This is a genomic window from Maribacter thermophilus (assembly GCF_001020565.1).
Lineage (GTDB): Bacteria > Bacteroidota > Bacteroidia > Flavobacteriales > Flavobacteriaceae > Maribacter > Maribacter thermophilus.
This window is the reverse complement of the sequence record NZ_LDAS01000001.1, coordinates 2138783-2157262: the sequence shown is the minus strand read 5'-3', so window position 1 is coordinate 2157262 and position 18480 is coordinate 2138783. Positions and strand designations below refer to the sequence as shown.

The window sequence follows — 18480 nt, the reverse complement described above, 5'->3', positions numbered from 1 at the left end:
TAATCAAATAGAATAAAGCCATCCAAGATACACCGCCAACAGTAAAGAGTTGGGCCTCGTTGGTGGTGTTGATGGAGGTCTTTTTACAGTGTTTGATTATAAAAATTTAATGCCTTTTTCCCCCAATATATATGCAAAGGGAGCATCCATTTTACAGATGCTCTTTTTGTTTGTTATATTTTGACGGGGTTTATGCCCGATTAGCGTTGATATTATTAAATTTGCATTCCCCTTAAAATTGCAATAAGATGTTTGATAATTTAAGCGATAAGTTAGATAAGGCCCTTCATGTACTAAAAGGTCATGGGCAAATAACGGAGATTAATGTAGCGGAGACCACCAAAGAGGTTCGTAGAGCCTTATTGGATGCGGATGTCAATTTTAAAATTGCCAAGGAATTTACCAATAGGGTAAAAGAAAAGGCTTTGGGGCAAAACGTACTTACGACATTGCAACCAGGGCAATTGATGGTGAAGATCGTAAAAGACGAACTTACGGCCTTAATGGGGGGTGAGTCGGAAGGAATCAACCTTTCTGGAAATCCGTCGGTAATTTTAATGTCCGGTCTTCAAGGTTCGGGTAAAACCACGTTTTCAGGAAAATTGGCCAATTATTTGAAGACCAAGAAATCTAAAAATCCGTTGTTGGTCGCCTGTGATGTGTACAGGCCTGCAGCAATAGATCAGTTGCATGTGGTCGGTGAGCAAATAAATGTTCCGGTATATTCCGATAGAGACAATTCTGATCCGGTGGCCATTGCAAAGGCGGGTATAGCCAAGGCAAAGGCAGACGGTAACAATGTAGTAATTATAGATACTGCGGGACGTTTGGCCGTAGATGAAAAAATGATGTCGGAAATATCCGATATACATAAGGCCATAACACCACAAGAAACGCTTTTTGTGGTGGATTCGATGACGGGGCAAGATGCTGTAAATACGGCAAAGGCATTTAACGATGTTTTAAATTTTGATGGTGTTATCTTAACAAAATTGGATGGTGATACCCGTGGTGGTGCGGCCATCTCCATTAAATCAGTTGTAAACAAACCCATTAAGTTTATTGGTACGGGAGAAAAAATGGAAGCCATTGACGTCTTTTACCCAGACCGTATGGCCGACCGTATTCTTGGTATGGGAGATGTTATTTCGTTGGTAGAAAGAGCCCAAGAACAGTTTGATGAAGAGGAAGCCAGAAAGATCCAGAAAAAAATCGCGAAGAATAAATTCGGTTTCGACGATTTTCTAAATCAGATTCAGCAAATAAAGAAAATGGGTAACATGAAGGACCTTATGGGAATGATACCCGGAGCAGGTAAGGCCCTAAAGGGTTTGGACATTGATGATGATGCCTTTAAACATATCGAAGCAATAATCTACTCCATGACACCCGATGAGCGTTCAAACCCATCAAAGTTGAACGCAAGCCGTAAAAAGCGAATAGCAAAAGGTAGTGGTAGACAGGTTCAAGAGGTCAATCAATTGTTAAAACAGTTTGATCAAATGAGCAAAATGATGAAGATGATGCAAGGCGGTGGCGGAAAAAAAATGATGCAGATGATGAGCGGCCTGGGACGCTAACAAAACAATAGAACCCTATTCTAATATAATTGTATTTATAGTGCCATGGAAATACTTGACGGTAAAAAAGTATCAAATCAAATAAAAGAAGAGATTGCTGCCGAGGTAGCAAAAATGAAAGAAAGAGGAGAGAAGGTTCCTCATTTGGCGGCGATTATCGTTGGTAACGATGGTGCTAGTCTTACCTATGTGGGTAGTAAGGTACGGTCTTGCGAACGTGTCGGCTTCGAATCTACCTTGATAAAGATGCCCAGTACCACTTCTGAGCAAGAACTACTGAACAAGATCCACGAACTTAACGATAATAAGGATATCGATGGCTTTATAGTACAATTGCCATTGCCAGAACAAATAGATACCCAAAAGGTAATTATGGCCGTTGATCCAGATAAGGATGTGGACGGTTTTCATCCTACCAATTTTGGGAAAATGGCCCTTGATATGAGCACTTTTATCCCGGCGACGCCATTTGGTATTTTAGAGCTGTTAGAGCGCTATAATGTAGATACCAAAGGTAAGCATACCGTAGTGATCGGAAGAAGTCATATCGTAGGGAGGCCTATGAGTATTTTGATGGGGAGGAAAGGCTGGCCCGGCAATTCTACCGTGACATTGACACATAGCCACACCAAGAATATTACACAGATTATTTCGCAAGCGGATATTGTTATCTCTGCCCTCGGTGTTCCTAAATTCTTAAAGGCCGAAATGGTTAAGGATGATGCCGTAATTATAGATGTTGGTATCACAAGAGTGCCAGATGATACAAGAGAAAGGGGCTATTACATAACAGGCGATGTGGATTTTGAAAATGTAAGTAAGAAAGCATCGTATATAACGCCCGTACCTGGAGGGGTAGGCCCCATGACTATAGCCATGTTGTTAAAAAACACATTACTTGCCAGAGAAAGACATAGAAGTAGAGATTAAAAAATGCCCCATCGGGGCATTTTTTTTTAGCATATAATTTTAAATCCCCCGTAACATTTCAAGTATTATTTAGTCTAACCTTTAACTAAACAAAATCTATCATGATGAAATCAAATTACTTAAAAATGGGGGCTTTAGCGGTCTTTGTTTTGTCTTATGCCTGTAAGACCGATGTTAAAGAGGAACCTGCAAGGGAATTGACCTCAGGAATTTTAAAGGAAAATATGGATCCAAGTGTAAGACCTGGAGACAACTTTACGGCCTATGTAAACGGTACTTGGGTTAAGAATACCGAAATTCCTGCGGACAAAGCCTCATATGGTGTTGGGTATATGGTTCATGAAGAGTCTGAAGAGAATGTTAAAAAGATTATAGAGGAATCGGCTTCCGGTAGTTTTGAGGAGGGATCCGACGAACAAAAGGTCGGGGATCTCTATAAGTCTTATATGGATTTTGATAAAAGAAACGAATTGGGGGTAGCACCTTTACAGGAAGAGTTCGATAAGATAGATGCGATCAAGAATTATGATGAATTGGCCACCTATTTTGCCTATGCCAACAAGTACGGCCTAAATGTACCCTTGGGCTTGTTCATTTACCAAGATTTTAAAGATCCTACGATATATACGGTATATGCATGGCAAGGAGGGTTGGCCTTGCCAGATAGGGAATATTACCTAAAAACCGATGAGCGTTCAAAAGAAATTCAAACCAAATATGTAGCCCATGTGGAGAAAATGTTCGATTTGGCCGGATTGCCGAACGGAGCCTCTTCCGCAAAGACCATAATGGACTTGGAAACCAAAATAGCATCCAAGCATATGGAAAAAGAAAAAACAAGAGATTTGGTCAGCTTGTACAATATGTTTCCCGTAGATACCTTGTCCAATATAATGCCAAATTTTAATTGGTCAAATTTCTTGTCAGAAGCAGGGTTGCAAAGTCAAGATAAATTAGGAGTGCTAATGGTGGACTATACCAAGGCCTTGGACGGTATTATTACCGGTACGGATTTAAATACTTGGAAAACATACCTTAAATGGTCGGTGTTAGATTCTAATGCATCTGTACTTAACGAAGCATTGGATCAACAGAATTGGGAATTTTATAGTAAAGAATTAAGGGGGATAAAGGAACAACGACCATTATGGAGAAGAGGGGTATCTGCAGTAAACGGTACACTTGGTGAAGTGGTGGGTAAGGTATACGTGAAAAGACATTTTCCGCCAGAAGCCAAAGAGCGCATGGAGACCATGGTAGAAAACTTGTTAAAAGCATATGAGGTAAGTATAAAGGAGTTGGATTGGATGAGCGATGACACCAAAAAAGAGGCGTTGGACAAATTGAGCAAGTTTACACCGAAAATAGGTTATCCCGATAAATGGAGATCTTATGACATAGATGTTAAGGCAGATGATCTATATGGAAATATCCGTAGGGCCAAATTAATGGAATACAATAGGGAGCTTGCCAAATTGGGCCAACCTATAGATAAGGATGAATGGGGAATGACGCCCCAGACAGTAAATGCCTATTACAACCCTACGATGAACGAGATTGTTTTTCCGGCAGCAATACTACAACCTCCCTTTTTTGATTTAAATGCAGAAGATGCAGTTAATTATGGGGCTATAGGTGCTGTAATCGGTCATGAGATAGGCCACGGTTTTGATGATATGGGCAGCACTTTTGATGGCGATGGTGCCATGAGAAATTGGTGGACGGATTTTGATAAGGAAGAATTTAAAAAACGCACCGCCGCTTTGGTAGAACAATACAATAGTTATGAGGTTCTGCCCGATGTTCATGTTAACGGTGAATTTACCCTGGGTGAAAATATCGGTGATTTAGGTGGGCTTAGCATAGCGTTAAAGGCGTATAAAATGTCTCTAGAAGGTGAAGAGTCTCCCGTTTTAGATGGTTTTACAGGCGAACAGCGAGTGTTTTTAGGTTATGGACAGACATGGCTTAACAAACAGAGAGATGAGGCCCTAAGGGTGCAGATAAGTACCGACCCCCATTCCCCGGCAGATTATAGGGTAAACGGAATCGTAAGGAACGTACCGGAGTTTTATACGGCATTCGATATCAAAGAAACAGATTCATTGTATCTATCACCAGAAGAAAGAGTTAAAATCTGGTAAAAGATTTTTGCGTTAAGAAAAAACCTTCAACCTTTAAAAGTTGGAGGTTTTTTTATTCTGGTAATTTTGATATTTCAATGCCTGTTTCGGTAGAGTCGTTGGGTGTTAAAATGTCAATATCGTTACTGTCGTCATACTCACAGCTAGCGACCAAGATTACGGTTGTTGCTAAAATTAGAATTCCTGTTATTTTCTTCATAATAATTTGACTTTAAAGGAATAAGAATTTTGTGTGTTCATAAAATATTACAACGTGTAAAAATCGAAAATGGTATATGGACCCTTATTTTACAGAGAGTCAAATAACCAACAAGATGTAATGGTTTTAAACAAATAGTTAAAAGGCTTTCTTTTTGCCATTATTATCAAAAAGGCCTTAAGTGTTACAAAAGAAATAAAGAGGTAAAAGTAGAACCTCGGTGTTTATGGTTATTATAACTTCTTTGTAGCGAACCGTTATACTTGCTGTAAAATCTGGTTAATGGCAAATAAAAGATTATTTTGTGCTACAATTTTATGATTGTGGAATCTAATGTAGTTTTTTCCCTTGGTTAGAAACTCTTTTGGTTTCAAAGAGCCTTGGTATGAAAGCAAAATTTAAACCGTTTTTTGAGTCGTCTGTAGATATGCTGTGCATAGCGGATTACGCTGGGTATTTCGTTGATGTTAATCCTGCATTTGTTAACCTATTGGGGTATACAAAAGAGGAGCTGCTTTCAAAGAAAATTAATGAGTTCATTTTTGAAAGGGACAAGAAGGGTACACAGCAGGTTAGAAATGAGATGCTTAAGAACGCTCCGATAATAAATTTTCAGAATAGGTATGTTAATAAATCGGGAGATATAATATGGCTCTCTTGGAGTGCGGTCCCGGTAGAAGAAGAAAAATTGGTATATGCCATTGCCAAAGACATTACCCATGAGGTTCATTTAAGAAATCAGCGAATTCATGAGTTTTCTAAACTTAAAAATATAAACGAAGATCTTTTCCGTGTAAATTATACTACGTCCCACGACTTAAGAGCTCCTATAAATAATATGCTTTCCTTGTTTAAGCTGTTGGATTATGGGCATATAAATGATGAGGATACCATTGAATTATTGGACTATATAAAAAAATCGGCGCAAGGCCTAAAGGGTTCTCTTGAGACCTATTTGGACTTAATACAAACGGTCGGAAAAAAGTCGGATGATCTTAAAGAGGTATATTTTGAAAAGATACTTTCTAAGGTCTTAAAAAATATTGGCTCTTTGATGACCAGTTCCCAAACAAGAATGGAATACGATTTCTCTTCCTGTGAAAGTATTTATTTCAACGAGGTATTCATAGAGAGTGTTTTTCTGAATTTAATAACGAATTCCGTAAAATATGCCCGACCTGGAATAGCGCCTGTAATTAATATTACCACAAGCGTCAAAGAAGGTGAAAAACAATTGATTTTTTCTGACGAAGGCCAAGGTTTTGATATGGAAAAGAACGGACATAAGATTTTTATGCTCAACGAACGTTTTGATGACCGGCAAGAAGGAAAGGGAATAGGGCTTTATCTGGTGCATAATCAATTAAAAAGCTTAGGTGGCAGTATTGCTGTAGAAAGTGAACCGAACAAAGGCGCTACTTTTTATGTTCGGTTCCCAAATTAGTTTTTATAGTAATTTGAGAATCAAAATTTTGTGGTCGTTTCAAAATGTTTGTTCATAGAGCGATAAATAGATGAACGATTGGTTATCTTTAAGGTAACAATCAACCACTATTATGAAAAAATCATTCTTTTATTTAATAGCTCTTACCAGTTTAGTTTTTAGTTGTGGGACAACTGAGAAACAGACACCCGGCTACACATTCGATATTTCTTTTACAGAGGATGTAAGTGCAATGCCAAAAGACGGTCGTCTTTTATTGATGCTTTCCACCGACGACAGTGCCGAACCCCGTTTTCAAATTAATGATGGTTTAAATACCCAACTTATTTTTGGAATAAACGTAGATGGAATGTCTCCCGGAAAATCGGTAAAGATAGATGAGACGGTTTTTGGTTTTCCGTATGCAAGTTTGGCAGAAATTCCGATAGGTGAATATAATGTACAGGCATTGCTGCATGTATACGAAACCTTTGACCTAGCTACCGGGCAAACGGTAAAACTGCCTATGGATAATGGAGAAGGGCAACAATGGCGTAGTTCTCCGGGCAATTTATACAGTACCCCGTTTAAGATAAGGGTAGGTAGTAATGGTATTGAAAATGTTTCGGTGGTTATGGATCGGATAATACCGCCCATACCTGAGCCAGAGGATACGGAGTGGATCAAACATGTTAAGATAAAATCAGAAAAATTATCAGAATTTTGGGGCCGCGATATGTACTTGGGAGCCCATGTACTGTTGCCAAAAGGATTTGAGGAACATCCGGAAGCTAAATATCCCCTAATGGTGTTTCACGGGCATTTTCCGGATGATTTTGGGGGTTTTAGAACAACCCCTCCAGATCCCAACTTAAAACCCGATTATTCTGCCAGGTTTGATATGGAAGGGTATAATATTGTTCAACAACAAGAGGCTTATGATTTTTATAAGCGGTGGAACGATCCCGATTTTCCTCGTTTTATAATTATAGAAATTCAGCATCCAACTCCATATTATGATGATTCTTATGCGGTTAACTCTGCCAGTCAAGGTCCGTATGGTGACGCTATTACTTATGAGTTGATACCATATATAGAAAAGGAGTTTCGTGGTATGGGAGAAGGTTGGTCCAGATTTTTATATGGGGGGTCTACAGGCGGATGGGAAGCCCTTGCCGTACAAGTAAAGTATCCAGAGGAATACAATGGCTGCTTTGCGGCATGCCCAGATCCCATAGATTTTAGGGCCTATTGCCTTACCAATATTTATGAAGATGAAAATGCCTATTATTATGATAGTGAGCACAAACAATTGGAAGTGCCCGCACATCGCGATTATTTGGGAAATATACAGTCAACGGTCAGAGAAGGAAATCATTTAGAACTTGTGCTGGGCGACAAATCCAGGTCGGGGCAGCAATGGGATATTTGGGAAGCAACATATTCTCCACAGGGCGATGACGGCTATCCGGTAAGGATCTGGGATAAGATGACCGGGGAGATAGACCATGCTGTGGCAGCATATTGGAAAGAAAATTATGATTTAAGGCATATTTTAGAACGTGATTGGGATAAGTTGGGCGATAACCTAAAAGGAAAAATCCATATCTACTGTGGAGATATGGATAATTATTATCTTAACAATGCCGTCTATTTGATGGAAGATTTTTTAGAGAGCACCACAGAGCCTTATTATGATGGTGAGGTGCTGTATGGGGATCGTGCCGAGCACTGTTGGAACGGAGACCCGGAAGAACCTAATGCTATCAGTCGTTTAAGGTACAACAGCATGTATGTGCCCAAAATAATGAAGCGTATTATGGAAAGCGCTCCAAAAGGAGCCGACCTTACTAGTTGGAGGTATAAGTAAAGAATATGAACAGAACCAATAAAGTAGCTTGGATTGTATTTGGTATTTTGGCGGTCGGTGTAGGCTTATATCCGCTGGCATACGTGTTTTCCGATGGTGATATAGGAATACGGTTGTCCAAGAGCAAAGAGTTGTTGGCCAATGTGTCATGGAATATTGGGTTTTATGGGCATATATTGTTCGGAGGCATGGCTTTGACGATAGGTTGGGTGCAGTTTAGCAAGCGTTTTAGAAACGCCAATAGGGGCCGCCATCGCCTCATAGGTAGAATATATGTTATTTCGGCATTGGTAAGTGGTATCTGCGGTGCTGGAATAGCATTCTTCGCTGCAGGCGGAATAGTGGCGCAACTGGGCTTTTTATGTATGGCGGTTTGTTGGCTCTATTTTACGGCCAATGCTTATAGGGCCATTAAGGTAAGTGATATAGAAAAGCACAAGGTTTATATGATTTATAGTTATGCCCTTTGTTTTGCAGCGGTCACATTGCGCATATGGTTGCCGTTGCTGTCTTTAATGTTGGGGTCTTTTATTCCTGCTTATAGAGCAGCCGCTTGGCTTGCTTGGGTGCCAAATGTCATATTTGCCTTTTTTTGGGTAAGACGAAAAGGAATCGTAATCGGTTAATAAAAATTTGTAAATGATTTATAGAAGGTTCGGAAGAACAAATTGGGAAGTAAGTGAAGTTGGATATGGAATGTGGGGAATGGCAGGATGGACGGCCTCCGATGATGAACAATCTGCTAAATCCTTGGATTTGGCAGTTGAAAATGGAGTCAATTTCTTTGATACCGCCTGGGGTTATGGAGAAGGCCATAGCGAAGAGCTTTTGGGGCAACTGGTAAAAAGACATCCAGCTAAAAAATTATATACGGCCAGTAAGATTCCACCGAAGAATTTTAAGTGGCCCGCTAAGCCTGAGTATCGTTTTGAAGATTCGTATCCGGTAGAGCACATACTTGAGTATACCCATAAAACATTGAAAAATTTAGGGCTGGAGAAGATAGATCTGATGCAGTTTCATACTTGGGACGATGGGTGGAGCCAAAGGGAAGAATGGCAAAGGGCCGTCGAAGACCTAAAAGCTGAAGGTAAGATCGGGGCCATGGGCATAAGTGTAAATAGATGGGAACCGGAAAATGGAATAAAGGCCTTACAAACGGGTAAGCTTGATGCCGTACAGGTAATCTATAATATTTTTGATCAGGCACCGGAAGATAAATTATTTCCACTTTGCGAAAAGTTGGATATAGCTGTAATAGCAAGGGTGCCGTTTGACGAAGGCACCTTGACAGGAAATATTACCAAAGAAACCACTTTTCCCGAAGGCGATTGGCGAGGAACGTATTTTGTGCCGGAAAACCTAAATTCCTCAGTAGAACATGCAGACGCATTGCGTCCGTTGATTCCAGAAGGTATGACCATGGCAGAAATGGCACTTCGTTTTATTTTGGAAAACAAAAATGTAGCCACCACCATACCCGGAATGAGAAAGCAAAGAAATGTGTTGGCAAATACCGCTACCAGTGATGGTAAAGGTTTGCCCAACGGATTGCACCCAGAACTTAAAAAACATAGATGGGACAGGATGCCCACATCATGGTCTCAGTAAATTATTTGGCAAAAAGTTGTCCCATGTCTTTAAAAGCCTTGAATTCAAGTGCATTTCCGGCAGGGTCTAAGAAAAACATGGTAGCCTGTTCGCCTACTTGCCCTTGAAAACGGACGTAGGGTTCTATAACAAACTCTATACCTTTGTTTTTAAGATCTTCGGCAAAATCATGAAAAGTGTCCCATGGCAATACTACACCATAATGGGGTACGGGAACATCGTGGCCATCGACCGGATTGTGGTGCAATGTCTGTGTTTCCGATTTGGGTTTGTAATGGATGACCAATTGGTGTCCAAAGAGATTAAAATCGACCCAATGATCACTACTTCTGCCTTCTTCACAATTAAGTGTTTCTCCGTAGAACTTTCTACATTCCGCTAAATTATGAACGGGAATTGCGATGTGGAAAGGTGTGATGTCTTTCATTTTTCTTATTTTTCTAGTTGGTTTAAATTACCTCTTTTTGTGATGCTAATTAAGGTTAAGCATCTTTTAAAAAGGCGATAATCTTATCGTTGACTTCATCTTGGTGCATAGAGTGTCCTAAGCCCTCTGTGGTTACAAGTTGGCTTCCCTTCCAGTCTGCATGTACCTTTTTGGAGGCATGGTAAGGGGCGATCTTATCAAGCCTATCATGAAAAAGAAGTCCTTTTCTTTTGTCGTTCTCAATAAATCGAGAAGAAGAGAACTCATTAATGGTGAAACCGAACCTTTTTATGATGTATTGCTCCAACGCGTTTAATACGCTATCGTTAAATCCGAGTAGCTTTTTAAAATGGTTGATTATTTCATGAAATTCAGAAGGTGAACCTATTGTGATAATTTTTTCGACACCAACATTTTTATTGAGGAATTCATTGTATAAAATGGTCATTCCTCCCATAGAATGTCCGATCAGAAACTTGGGCTTGTATTTTTGGATCATATATTGGGTCACTTCAGCATATAAGGGAACATATAAATAGGTCCCGGAAGAATTTCCATGGGCAGGTGCGTCGAATGCGATAACGTTATAATTAGCTTCGGTAAGCTTTTCTATAAGTTTATGCCATCGCCATGCGTTACTTTCCCATCCATGTACCAATAGAACCGTTTCCTTGTCACCTTTCCATTGATAGGTTTGTATGCTGTGCTCTGCTACCTGTAATTTTTGGTGTTTTACAGGGTCTAAATACTCTTTTTGATGGGGTAAGATTTTTCCTTTTCTAACCTTGCAGAAAATACGAAATGCCATATCCGCTGCTTTTTCAGGGCTGATAAGAACATATATGTTCAATATTTTCCCGTATAGTTTAGGAATTAATTTTTGTAATATTTTTTTCATGGATCGGAAAATATCGAAGAATCTTTGAAACGCTTTACCCTTACGACAAAAGTCTAGGGTAGGTGAGACCTAGGTTAAGGTAGGAGGCTAATCCCAACCTATCATCATGTATTTTATTTTGGCATTATCGGGTATTTGTACGGCCTCAATGTTGGTGTTTGCTTTATATCGCAAACTTTCCGGTAATTCAGCTTTGTCAATAGTGAAATAGAGGTCGCTATCTTTGAGCAAGATGACAACATTGTTCAAAGAGGTGATAATCTTTTTTATTTCGTAGTTTTCCTGAATATCCTTAAAGGTACTTTTGATATTGATACCCTTGTCGGTATGGAATCTTGCATCATTGACCAATACATTCTGTATTACGGGAATACTATCTAAATTAGGGGTTAGTGTAAGTAAATGGGCTCCACCTTTTTCATAAATTTTAATTTTACTGGCACTGCTTCCAAAATTTGATTGGATGGTATCTTTTACTATGGAGTCTTCTGCATAGATAAGTTCCAAATCTCTAGTAAGACTTTTTTTGTCCAGTTTACCAACTTTTTCCGATGTTATCAAAAAGGTAGTGTCTTTTTCCTTTTTACATTGGGTCAGCGTTATACAAGAAATTAGAAAAATGATTGATTTGATTGATTTCATAAAACTTAACGTATCACTTTTTTTAATACACCAAGAACTCCTCTGATAAAGGTAGCGCTTGTCAATACTTTTATTACTGGGTTTTGTCTAGTACTACTTCTTGAAGTACTTGTTTTTCTACTTTTTGTCTTTGTTTTTTCTTTCTCGGCTAATTTTTCCGCTTGCTCAATTTTTTCGTTCAATATTTCATAGGCACTTTCACGATCTATTACCTCGCCATATTTTTTTACAAGTTTCGATTTTTGGATAACCTCCTGTAATTCACTATCCGTAAGTACATCCATTCGACTCATTGGGGCACGTAATAAAGTGGCCGCCAAGGGGGTTGGTCTTCCTTTTTCGTCCAAGGCAGAAATCAAGGCCTCACCTATACCCAAAGAGGTAAGCACTTGCTTTGTGTCATAATACTCGGATACTGGATAATTTTCTGCGGTCATTTTAATGGACTTTCTGTCCCGGGCGGTAAAGGCTCTAAGTGCATGTTGCACTTTTAGCCCCAATTGGGCAAGTACCTCATTGGGCACGTCCGTGGGGTTTTGTGTAACAAAATATAGGCCTATACCTTTGGATCGTATCAGTTTTACGATACTTTCAATTTGGTCCAATAAGGCTTTTGAAGCTTCTTTGAATATAAGATGGGCCTCATCTATAAACAGAATAAGTTCTGGCCTATCGCTATCCCCTTGTTCTGGAAAAGTATCGTAAATCTCTGCCAACAGGCTTAGCATAAAGGTCGAAAATAATTTTGGCCGGTCTTGAATATCGGTAAGGCGAAGAATATTAATATACCCACGTCCATTCTCATCTATACGGGTAAGGTCGTTGACATCAAAAGATTTCTCTCCAAAAAACAGATCGGCACCTTGCTGTTCCAGCTCAATGATCTTTCTAAGAATGGTACCGGTAGAACTGGTAGAAATACGGCCATAATCTTTGGTGAATTCCGCCTTGCCCTCGCCAGTAGCGTATTGCAGAACTTTCTTAAAGTCCTTAAGGTCCAATAAGGGTAGTTTGTTGTCATCGCAGTACTTGAAGACTACAGCAACAATACCCTCTTGGGTTTCCGTCAGGTCAAGAATTCTGGATAATAGGGTTGGGCCAAATTCAGAAACGGTGGCACGTAATTTTACCCCATCTTGCTCAGAAAGGGACAGAATTTCAACCGGAAAACTTTTGGGCTCGAAGGGAATACCGATTTTCGCATGCCTTTCGTCTATTTTTGCGTGCCCTGGGCTAGGTTGGGCAATTCCACTTAAATCTCCTTTTAGGTCCATTAACAATACCGGTATACCTTTGTCCGATAAGTTTTCGGCCAGTACTTGTAAGGTCTTGGTTTTTCCGGTACCCGTAGCACCCGCGATCAAACCATGCCTGTTAAGGGTTTTAAGAGGTATTTTAACTAGGGCGTTGGTGACGGCCTCTTCATTGAGCATTGCTGCACCCATGGTTATAAAATCTCCTTTGGTAGTATATCCTTTTTCTATATGTGCAAAGAAATCTTCTTTGGAACCCATCTTTGAAATTTTTGATAAAAATAGCTGATTTTTGACCATTAGGAAATAGCCAAGGCTGTAAATAGTCATATTTTACTTCACATTTGACTTGATATCGCCCAATAGAATAGAATTAAAAGCCATTATAGAATTGCTAGGGTATTGTAATAGGTAAAATGTATCTTTGCGCCATGAAAAAACAGGAGGTAATGACTTTGGTGGATAAAGGTGAAATGTTGCCTTTAATGGAAGAGTTTTATACCATACAGGGAGAAGGCTTTCATAAAGGTACGGCTGCTTATTTTATAAGGGTAGGTGGTTGTGATGTTGGATGCCATTGGTGCGACGTTAAGGAGAGCTGGAATGCCGAAACACATCCTCCTACGGCTATTTCACAAATAGCGGAGAACGCCGCCAAGTACTCCGATACCATTGTTATTACGGGCGGTGAGCCTTTAACATGGAATATGGGTCCCTTGACAAGGCTTCTAAAAGAAAAAAACTTAAAGACGCATATAGAAACTTCCGGCGCTTATGAGCTGACGGGGGATTGGGATTGGATATGTCTGTCGCCAAAGAAAAACAAACTGCCTTTTGGAAGGGTTTATGACGAAGCGGACGAACTTAAGGTAATCGTTTACAACAAGCATGATTTGATTTTTGCAGAAGAGCAAGCTGCTTTAACAAACGCCAACTGTATTCTTTATTTACAGCCAGAATGGAGCGTACGCGATAAAGTTACTCCGATGATCGTTGATTATGTGATGAAAAACCCAAAGTGGAAGGTATCATTGCAAACCCATAAATACTTGAACATACCCTAGATTATATCTTATCTGGCGCCATTGGCCTGTATATCTTGTATACATGATGCCCCTAGACCAGGAATTTCAACTCCCCTTGCGGTTTTTGACTGTAACAGGTTTAAGACGTTATTTCCAGATAGTACGCAACCAGGGGTAAAACCTTCGGTGTACATGTTTTTTTCGGAAACCCCATATGTTTTGGCCGACAAGGAGAAAGTAAGCTCGGCACGCATTAGGCATCCGTCTACATTGCAATGGTTGTCCCCGACCATTTCACCATCACTGTTTTCAGATTGTGATTCATGGTCCACTACCATATCGGTACCTAAATTTACCAATCCGAACAAATGTCCGAATTCATGGTTTAGGGTAGCGGCCTCTACATCTGAAACATCGATGGAGAAACTCTGTCCTGCCAATTTTCTTACGGTCGCTTCATGTATTACCATCGAGGTGTTGCGGTAAACGGCGCCTAAGGTTACCAGGCCTTCGTCTTCATCGTCATCCTCTGCCGGAGAATCTGTGAAATAAATATAGATGGCCAAAGTGGACCCTGTATTGTATTCGGTTCTGTTTTCTTGTTCCAAATCCGAAATTTCCTGTAAGCTTAAACTTTCTTCGTCAGGTGATCCTAGCTCTTTATATGTTATTTCTATATCTTCTTTAAAAGTATGTTCTTTTAAAAAATCTGTGAAGTTGGTAATGGCCGTTTCCGTAGGTTGATAACCCGATACATAACCGATCTCGATCAATAGTTTATCATAAGATCCATTGGACAGGATGTCGTTTGCAGAGTCGCCGGTAGCCAATAAATTTAGGGATTTGTCTACGCCAGTATCCTCGTTGCCGTCATTGTTATCGTTTTTGGAACAAGCCAATACCGATAGCAACAGACCTAAAAACCAAAGAAAAGGTAGTTTTTTCATACTATAAGGATACAATGAAAATATGATTTTATCATTATTGTAGCGCTAATTTAGCCAAATAATCGTTGTGCTGTCCATTACTGATAAGCTCGCAGTTAAATCCGTGATAGCTTGCGGCTCTCTTTAAGGTGTTAAAATCTAAATAGAGCCAGTTAAAGGGAGGGGCTTTTTCGCTTTTATATTCCATATAGAATGTTACCTCCCCATAGTAATTTACATTGTCGGGTACCCAATACCCTCCGTCATCATCACTTTCGAACATATACAGGATGTCACTGGAATCCAACAAAATTTGTCCGTTCGGTTTTAAGATAGATTTCATTTTATTTAGATAGAGGTCCATATTGCCAAGCAACCCAACAATTCCTATACCGTTCATCATAAGTAACAGTGTATCGAACCGTTTTTCTTCAATATCAAGTAAATTGTTATGGATGGTTTGCCTTAAGCCTCTTTCTTGGCACACCTTGATAGCTCCTTTAGATTGATCTAGGCCAGTAACATCATACCCTTTTTCCTGTAGGTATAGGCTATGGCTTCCGGCACCACAACCAATATCCAAAACCGAACCTTTGCATAGCTGCAAAGCTTTTTGCTCAAGTACGGGCATTTGTTCGTGGTCCCTAAATAAATAGGGAAGCGGAAGGGAGTCCTCTTCTTCCAAAGACGAATAGGTCTTTATATCTTCGGTATAATTTCCTCTATGGTAATCTAACAGGGCCTTGCCCAATATATCTATTTGCAATCTAATTGTTTTTGTATTGCAAAAATCCTTTTTTTTAGAACCACTTTCCTAGTTTTGGACCATTAATTTTGAGTTATGGAAGAAGTTTTGCGGCAATTACCGATAAAGGCAAAGGAAAAACATGGAGAAAACAAGAAGTTTTTTGCAAAACTAAAAAAGAAACCACCCAAGAATTTAGACTATCAAATGCAAGAAATGCATGAAGAAGAGTTTGAAAGAACGGATTGTTTAACCTGTGCCAATTGTTGTAAGACTACCGGACCGTTGTTTACCAACGCCGATATCGAAAGGATCTCTAAATTTTTTAAGCTGAAACCTAGTAAATTTATAGAAACCTATTTAAGAATAGACGAAGACAACGATTACGTGCTACAACAAGTGCCCTGTACATTTTTGGGTGCCGACAATTATTGTTCTATATACGAGGTTAGGCCAAAGGCATGTCGCGAATTTCCACATACCGACAGAAAGAAATTTCAGCAGATAAGTCACCTCACCTTAAAAAATGTATCCATTTGCCCTGCTGCCTTTAACATTGTGGAAGAGATGAAAAGAAGAATAAACATGTAGGGGAAGCTTTTTTCTTCTATATAAGCTACTCTTGTTCTTATAGTTTAGTTAAAACCAAGTATTGTCTGTAGTACCATGATCTTGTATATTTAAGACATGGAGCAGATTATAGACTATTTTGAAAACATACCTACATTACACCGCTCTTTAATATTGGTGGGCGGCATTACCTTTTTCTGGATATTGGAGGGTATGGCACCATTGTTCAATGTTAAATACAAAAAATGGAAGCACGCCATTCCTAATCTGTTTTTTACATTGACAACTATAATCGTGAATTTTCCACTTGCTTTCCTATTACTTAAAACATCTGATTGGGTCGTTGCCAACGATTTTGGTATAATTAATTGGCTGCCGGTCATGCCGTTATGGCTGTACGCCCTATTGGGCCTTATGTTATTGGATCTAATAGGGGCTTATCTGGCCCATTGGGTAGAACATAAGATAAAACCTCTATGGATGGTGCATTTGGTGCATCATTCCGATCACCATGTAGATACCACTACGGCCAATAGGCACCATCCCCTAGAATCGTTTATTAGATATGTATTTACACTCATTGGGGTTTTTGTGGTCGGGGCACCGGTGGGTATTATTATGTTGTACCAAAGCTTATCGGTAATACTGTCACAATTTAACCATGCCAATATTAAACTGCCTGTAAAAGTAGATAGGTATTTAAGTTGGTTTTTGGTTTCTCCGGATATGCACAAGGTGCACCACCATTATGTATTGCCCTATACGGACAGTAATTATGGGAATATTTTTTCTATTTGGGACCGTTTGTTCGGAACCTATATGTACAAGGATAGGGAGACTATCATTTATGGTGTAGATACTTTCCCGGACGAAAAAGAGAACTCAAGCATAAAAGGCCTGCTACGACAACCTTTTCATAAATATAGAAAACCTACTACTACTTTGAACCAAGATTGATTATCGTTAGGGGAGTTAGGGGTAACCCTTTATAAAAGGTTAATCGTACATTAAATATTTCGCCCTTATTTTTTTGAACTTTTCCAGGTCGGTCGCCCATGACTGTCGAATTTCATTTTCAGAAAGGCCTGCTTCTATTTGTTTTTGAAGTTCTGTGTTTCCGGCATGTTTTGTGAATCCGGAGGTAATGAAGAATTGGTTCTTGTCCGGTGTATTGTTATAGGCATCTATGATCCATTGTAAAGAAACCTCGCTCATTCTTTTATGATCGGATAGGTCTTTGCCATAGCATGTCTTCCCCTCTTCCTTGGGGTGCTTGGATCCAAAATTAGGTTTTGGTACATAAGAAAAGGTATAGGCGGTAGTATCCATAAAAGAGGCCCCATACCGTTGAAACTGAAATTCGGTTCCCCGCCCTGCATTTACATTGGTTCCTTCAAAAAGCCCTAAACTTGGGTATAGATTAATGGCCGTATCGTTCGGTAAATTGGGCGAGGGCCTTATGGGGAGATGGTAAACAGTAGTGTGTGTCCAATTCTCTAAGGGAATGACCGTAAGATCTGCTTTTTTAGAATTTTCCAGCCAACCTTCGTTATTGATCATTTGTGCATACTCGCCAATGGTCATCCCATATACCAATGGTATCTCTGTCATCCCTAAAAATCCGGAGTGTTCTTTTTTCATTGTAGGTCCGTCAACATAATGGGCGTTGGGGTTGGGGCGATCAAGCACAATTACAGGAATATTGTTATCGGCACAAGCTTCCATTATTAATTGTAAAGTGGCTATGTAGGTGTAAAAACGTACTCCAACATCTTGTATGTCGAAAAGCACAACATCCAGTTCTTTTAATTGCTCTGTAGAGGGTTTTCTGTTTTTGCCATATAGCGATATTAAGGGCAACCCCGTTTTTTTGTCGGTGCCATCGCTTACTTTTTCACCTGCATCGGCCTGGCCCCTAAATCCGTGTTCGGGTGCAAAGACCTTTTTGATTTTTATACCGGAATGTAAAAGTGAGTCTACCAAATGGGTGTGCCCCTGTTCGTTAAAAATAACCGATGTTTGGTTGGCGACTATCCCTATATTTTTGTCTTGTAACAAGGGAATGTAGGCCTCGGTTCTGTTCGCTGCTACCCGAACGGGTTTTAGTGTGTCGGCAATTATTGCGGTACTTATATTTTCAGTTTTTTTGTCATTTTTATCATTTGTGTTTCCGCAAGAGATACATAACAAAAAAGATAAAAAAAGGGTATTTTTGAAATGGTATAAAAATAACATCA

Annotated in this window: 18 protein-coding genes; 10 read left to right on the top strand and 8 right to left on the bottom strand. The window is 39.6% G+C overall.

Going from position 1 to position 18480, the window contains the following annotated elements; all coding sequences use genetic code 11:
* The first annotated feature begins 248 nt into the window (after positions 1 to 248).
* The 3 genes from ffh to AB657_RS09300 all read left to right on the top strand — a co-directional run bounded on the left by ffh (position 249) and on the right by AB657_RS09300 (position 4654).
* Entirely contained in the window at positions 249 to 1580 is a 1332-nt protein-coding gene (gene ffh / locus AB657_RS09310; protein ID WP_047246240.1) for a signal recognition particle protein, read from the top strand.
* 45 nt (positions 1581 to 1625) lie between these two features.
* A complete protein-coding gene (locus AB657_RS09305) occupies positions 1626 to 2510 on the top strand; it encodes a bifunctional 5,10-methylenetetrahydrofolate dehydrogenase/5,10-methenyltetrahydrofolate cyclohydrolase (protein WP_047246239.1) in 885 nt (294 codons plus the stop codon).
* A gap of 101 nt (positions 2511 to 2611) precedes the next feature.
* The gene (locus tag AB657_RS09300; RefSeq protein ID WP_052958669.1) at positions 2612 to 4654 is read left to right on the top strand and encodes a M13 family metallopeptidase; all 2043 of its coding nucleotides are present in this window, start codon (positions 2612 to 2614) and stop codon (positions 4652 to 4654) included.
* A gap of 52 nt (positions 4655 to 4706) precedes the next feature.
* Here AB657_RS09300 and AB657_RS17970 read toward each other — a convergent pair whose 3' ends face one another.
* The gene (locus tag AB657_RS17970; protein WP_157491663.1) at positions 4707 to 4853 is read right to left on the bottom strand and encodes a lysis protein; all 147 of its coding nucleotides are present in this window, start codon (positions 4851 to 4853) and stop codon (positions 4707 to 4709) included.
* A 385-nt stretch (positions 4854 to 5238) separates the two neighbouring features.
* On the opposite strand from AB657_RS17970, the gene AB657_RS09295 reads away from it, so the two are divergent.
* The 4 genes from AB657_RS09295 to AB657_RS09280 all read left to right on the top strand — a co-directional run bounded on the left by AB657_RS09295 (position 5239) and on the right by AB657_RS09280 (position 9757).
* A complete protein-coding gene (locus AB657_RS09295) occupies positions 5239 to 6297 on the top strand; it encodes a PAS domain-containing sensor histidine kinase (RefSeq protein WP_047246237.1) in 1059 nt (352 codons plus the stop codon).
* 112 nt (positions 6298 to 6409) lie between these two features.
* On the top strand, positions 6410 to 8146 hold the full coding sequence (locus AB657_RS09290; RefSeq protein WP_047246236.1) for an alpha/beta hydrolase-fold protein: 1737 nt from the start codon (positions 6410 to 6412) through the stop codon (positions 8144 to 8146).
* Between the two features lie 5 nt (positions 8147 to 8151).
* Positions 8152 to 8772 (top strand): DUF2306 domain-containing protein, encoded by a 621-nt coding sequence (locus AB657_RS09285; protein WP_047246235.1) that lies wholly within the window; start codon positions 8152 to 8154, stop codon positions 8770 to 8772.
* A 13-nt stretch (positions 8773 to 8785) separates the two neighbouring features.
* A complete protein-coding gene (locus AB657_RS09280) occupies positions 8786 to 9757 on the top strand; it encodes an aldo/keto reductase (protein WP_047246234.1) in 972 nt (323 codons plus the stop codon).
* 1 nt (position 9758) lies between these two features.
* Here the strand turns inward: AB657_RS09280 and AB657_RS09275 are convergent, their stop codons facing one another.
* The 4 genes from AB657_RS09275 to AB657_RS09260 form a co-directional block, all read right to left on the bottom strand.
* Positions 9759 to 10184, bottom strand: coding sequence for a VOC family protein (locus AB657_RS09275; protein WP_047246233.1), 426 nt, complete (start codon positions 10182 to 10184; stop codon positions 9759 to 9761).
* A gap of 55 nt (positions 10185 to 10239) precedes the next feature.
* Positions 10240 to 11082 (bottom strand): alpha/beta hydrolase, encoded by an 843-nt coding sequence (locus AB657_RS09270; RefSeq protein WP_047246232.1) that lies wholly within the window; start codon positions 11080 to 11082, stop codon positions 10240 to 10242.
* 87 nt (positions 11083 to 11169) lie between these two features.
* Positions 11170 to 11724 (bottom strand): hypothetical protein, encoded by a 555-nt coding sequence (locus AB657_RS09265; protein ID WP_047246231.1) that lies wholly within the window; start codon positions 11722 to 11724, stop codon positions 11170 to 11172.
* Between the two features lie 5 nt (positions 11725 to 11729).
* Complete coding sequence (locus tag AB657_RS09260) at positions 11730 to 13238, bottom strand: helicase HerA-like domain-containing protein (RefSeq protein ID WP_047246230.1); 1509 nt, start codon at positions 13236 to 13238, stop codon at positions 11730 to 11732.
* A 170-nt stretch (positions 13239 to 13408) separates the two neighbouring features.
* Between AB657_RS09260 and AB657_RS09255 the strand changes: the two genes are divergently transcribed.
* Entirely contained in the window at positions 13409 to 14041 is a 633-nt protein-coding gene (locus AB657_RS09255) for a 7-carboxy-7-deazaguanine synthase QueE (protein WP_047246229.1), read from the top strand.
* Positions 14042 to 14049: 8 nt separating this feature from the next.
* Here AB657_RS09255 and AB657_RS09250 read toward each other — a convergent pair whose 3' ends face one another.
* Positions 14050 to 14949 (bottom strand): hypothetical protein, encoded by a 900-nt coding sequence (locus AB657_RS09250; protein ID WP_047246228.1) that lies wholly within the window; start codon positions 14947 to 14949, stop codon positions 14050 to 14052.
* 34 nt (positions 14950 to 14983) lie between these two features.
* Positions 14984 to 15694: a class I SAM-dependent methyltransferase gene (locus AB657_RS09245; protein WP_157491661.1), complete on the bottom strand. Its 711-nt coding sequence runs from the start codon at positions 15692 to 15694 to the stop codon at positions 14984 to 14986.
* 75 nt (positions 15695 to 15769) lie between these two features.
* On the opposite strand from AB657_RS09245, the gene AB657_RS09240 reads away from it, so the two are divergent.
* Both AB657_RS09240 and AB657_RS09235 read left to right on the top strand, forming a co-directional pair.
* Positions 15770 to 16264 (top strand): YkgJ family cysteine cluster protein, encoded by a 495-nt coding sequence (locus AB657_RS09240; RefSeq protein WP_047246227.1) that lies wholly within the window; start codon positions 15770 to 15772, stop codon positions 16262 to 16264.
* 96 nt (positions 16265 to 16360) lie between these two features.
* Positions 16361 to 17200, top strand: coding sequence for a sterol desaturase family protein (locus AB657_RS09235; RefSeq protein WP_047246226.1), 840 nt, complete (start codon positions 16361 to 16363; stop codon positions 17198 to 17200).
* Between the two features lie 39 nt (positions 17201 to 17239).
* On the opposite strand, the gene AB657_RS09230 is transcribed toward AB657_RS09235, so the two are convergent.
* Positions 17240 to 18478 carry an exo-beta-N-acetylmuramidase NamZ family protein gene (locus AB657_RS09230; RefSeq protein WP_047247906.1) on the bottom strand — a complete coding sequence of 413 codons (1239 nt, stop codon included), beginning with the start codon at positions 18476 to 18478 and terminating at the stop codon, positions 17240 to 17242.
* Positions 18479 to 18480: the final 2 nt, after the last annotated feature.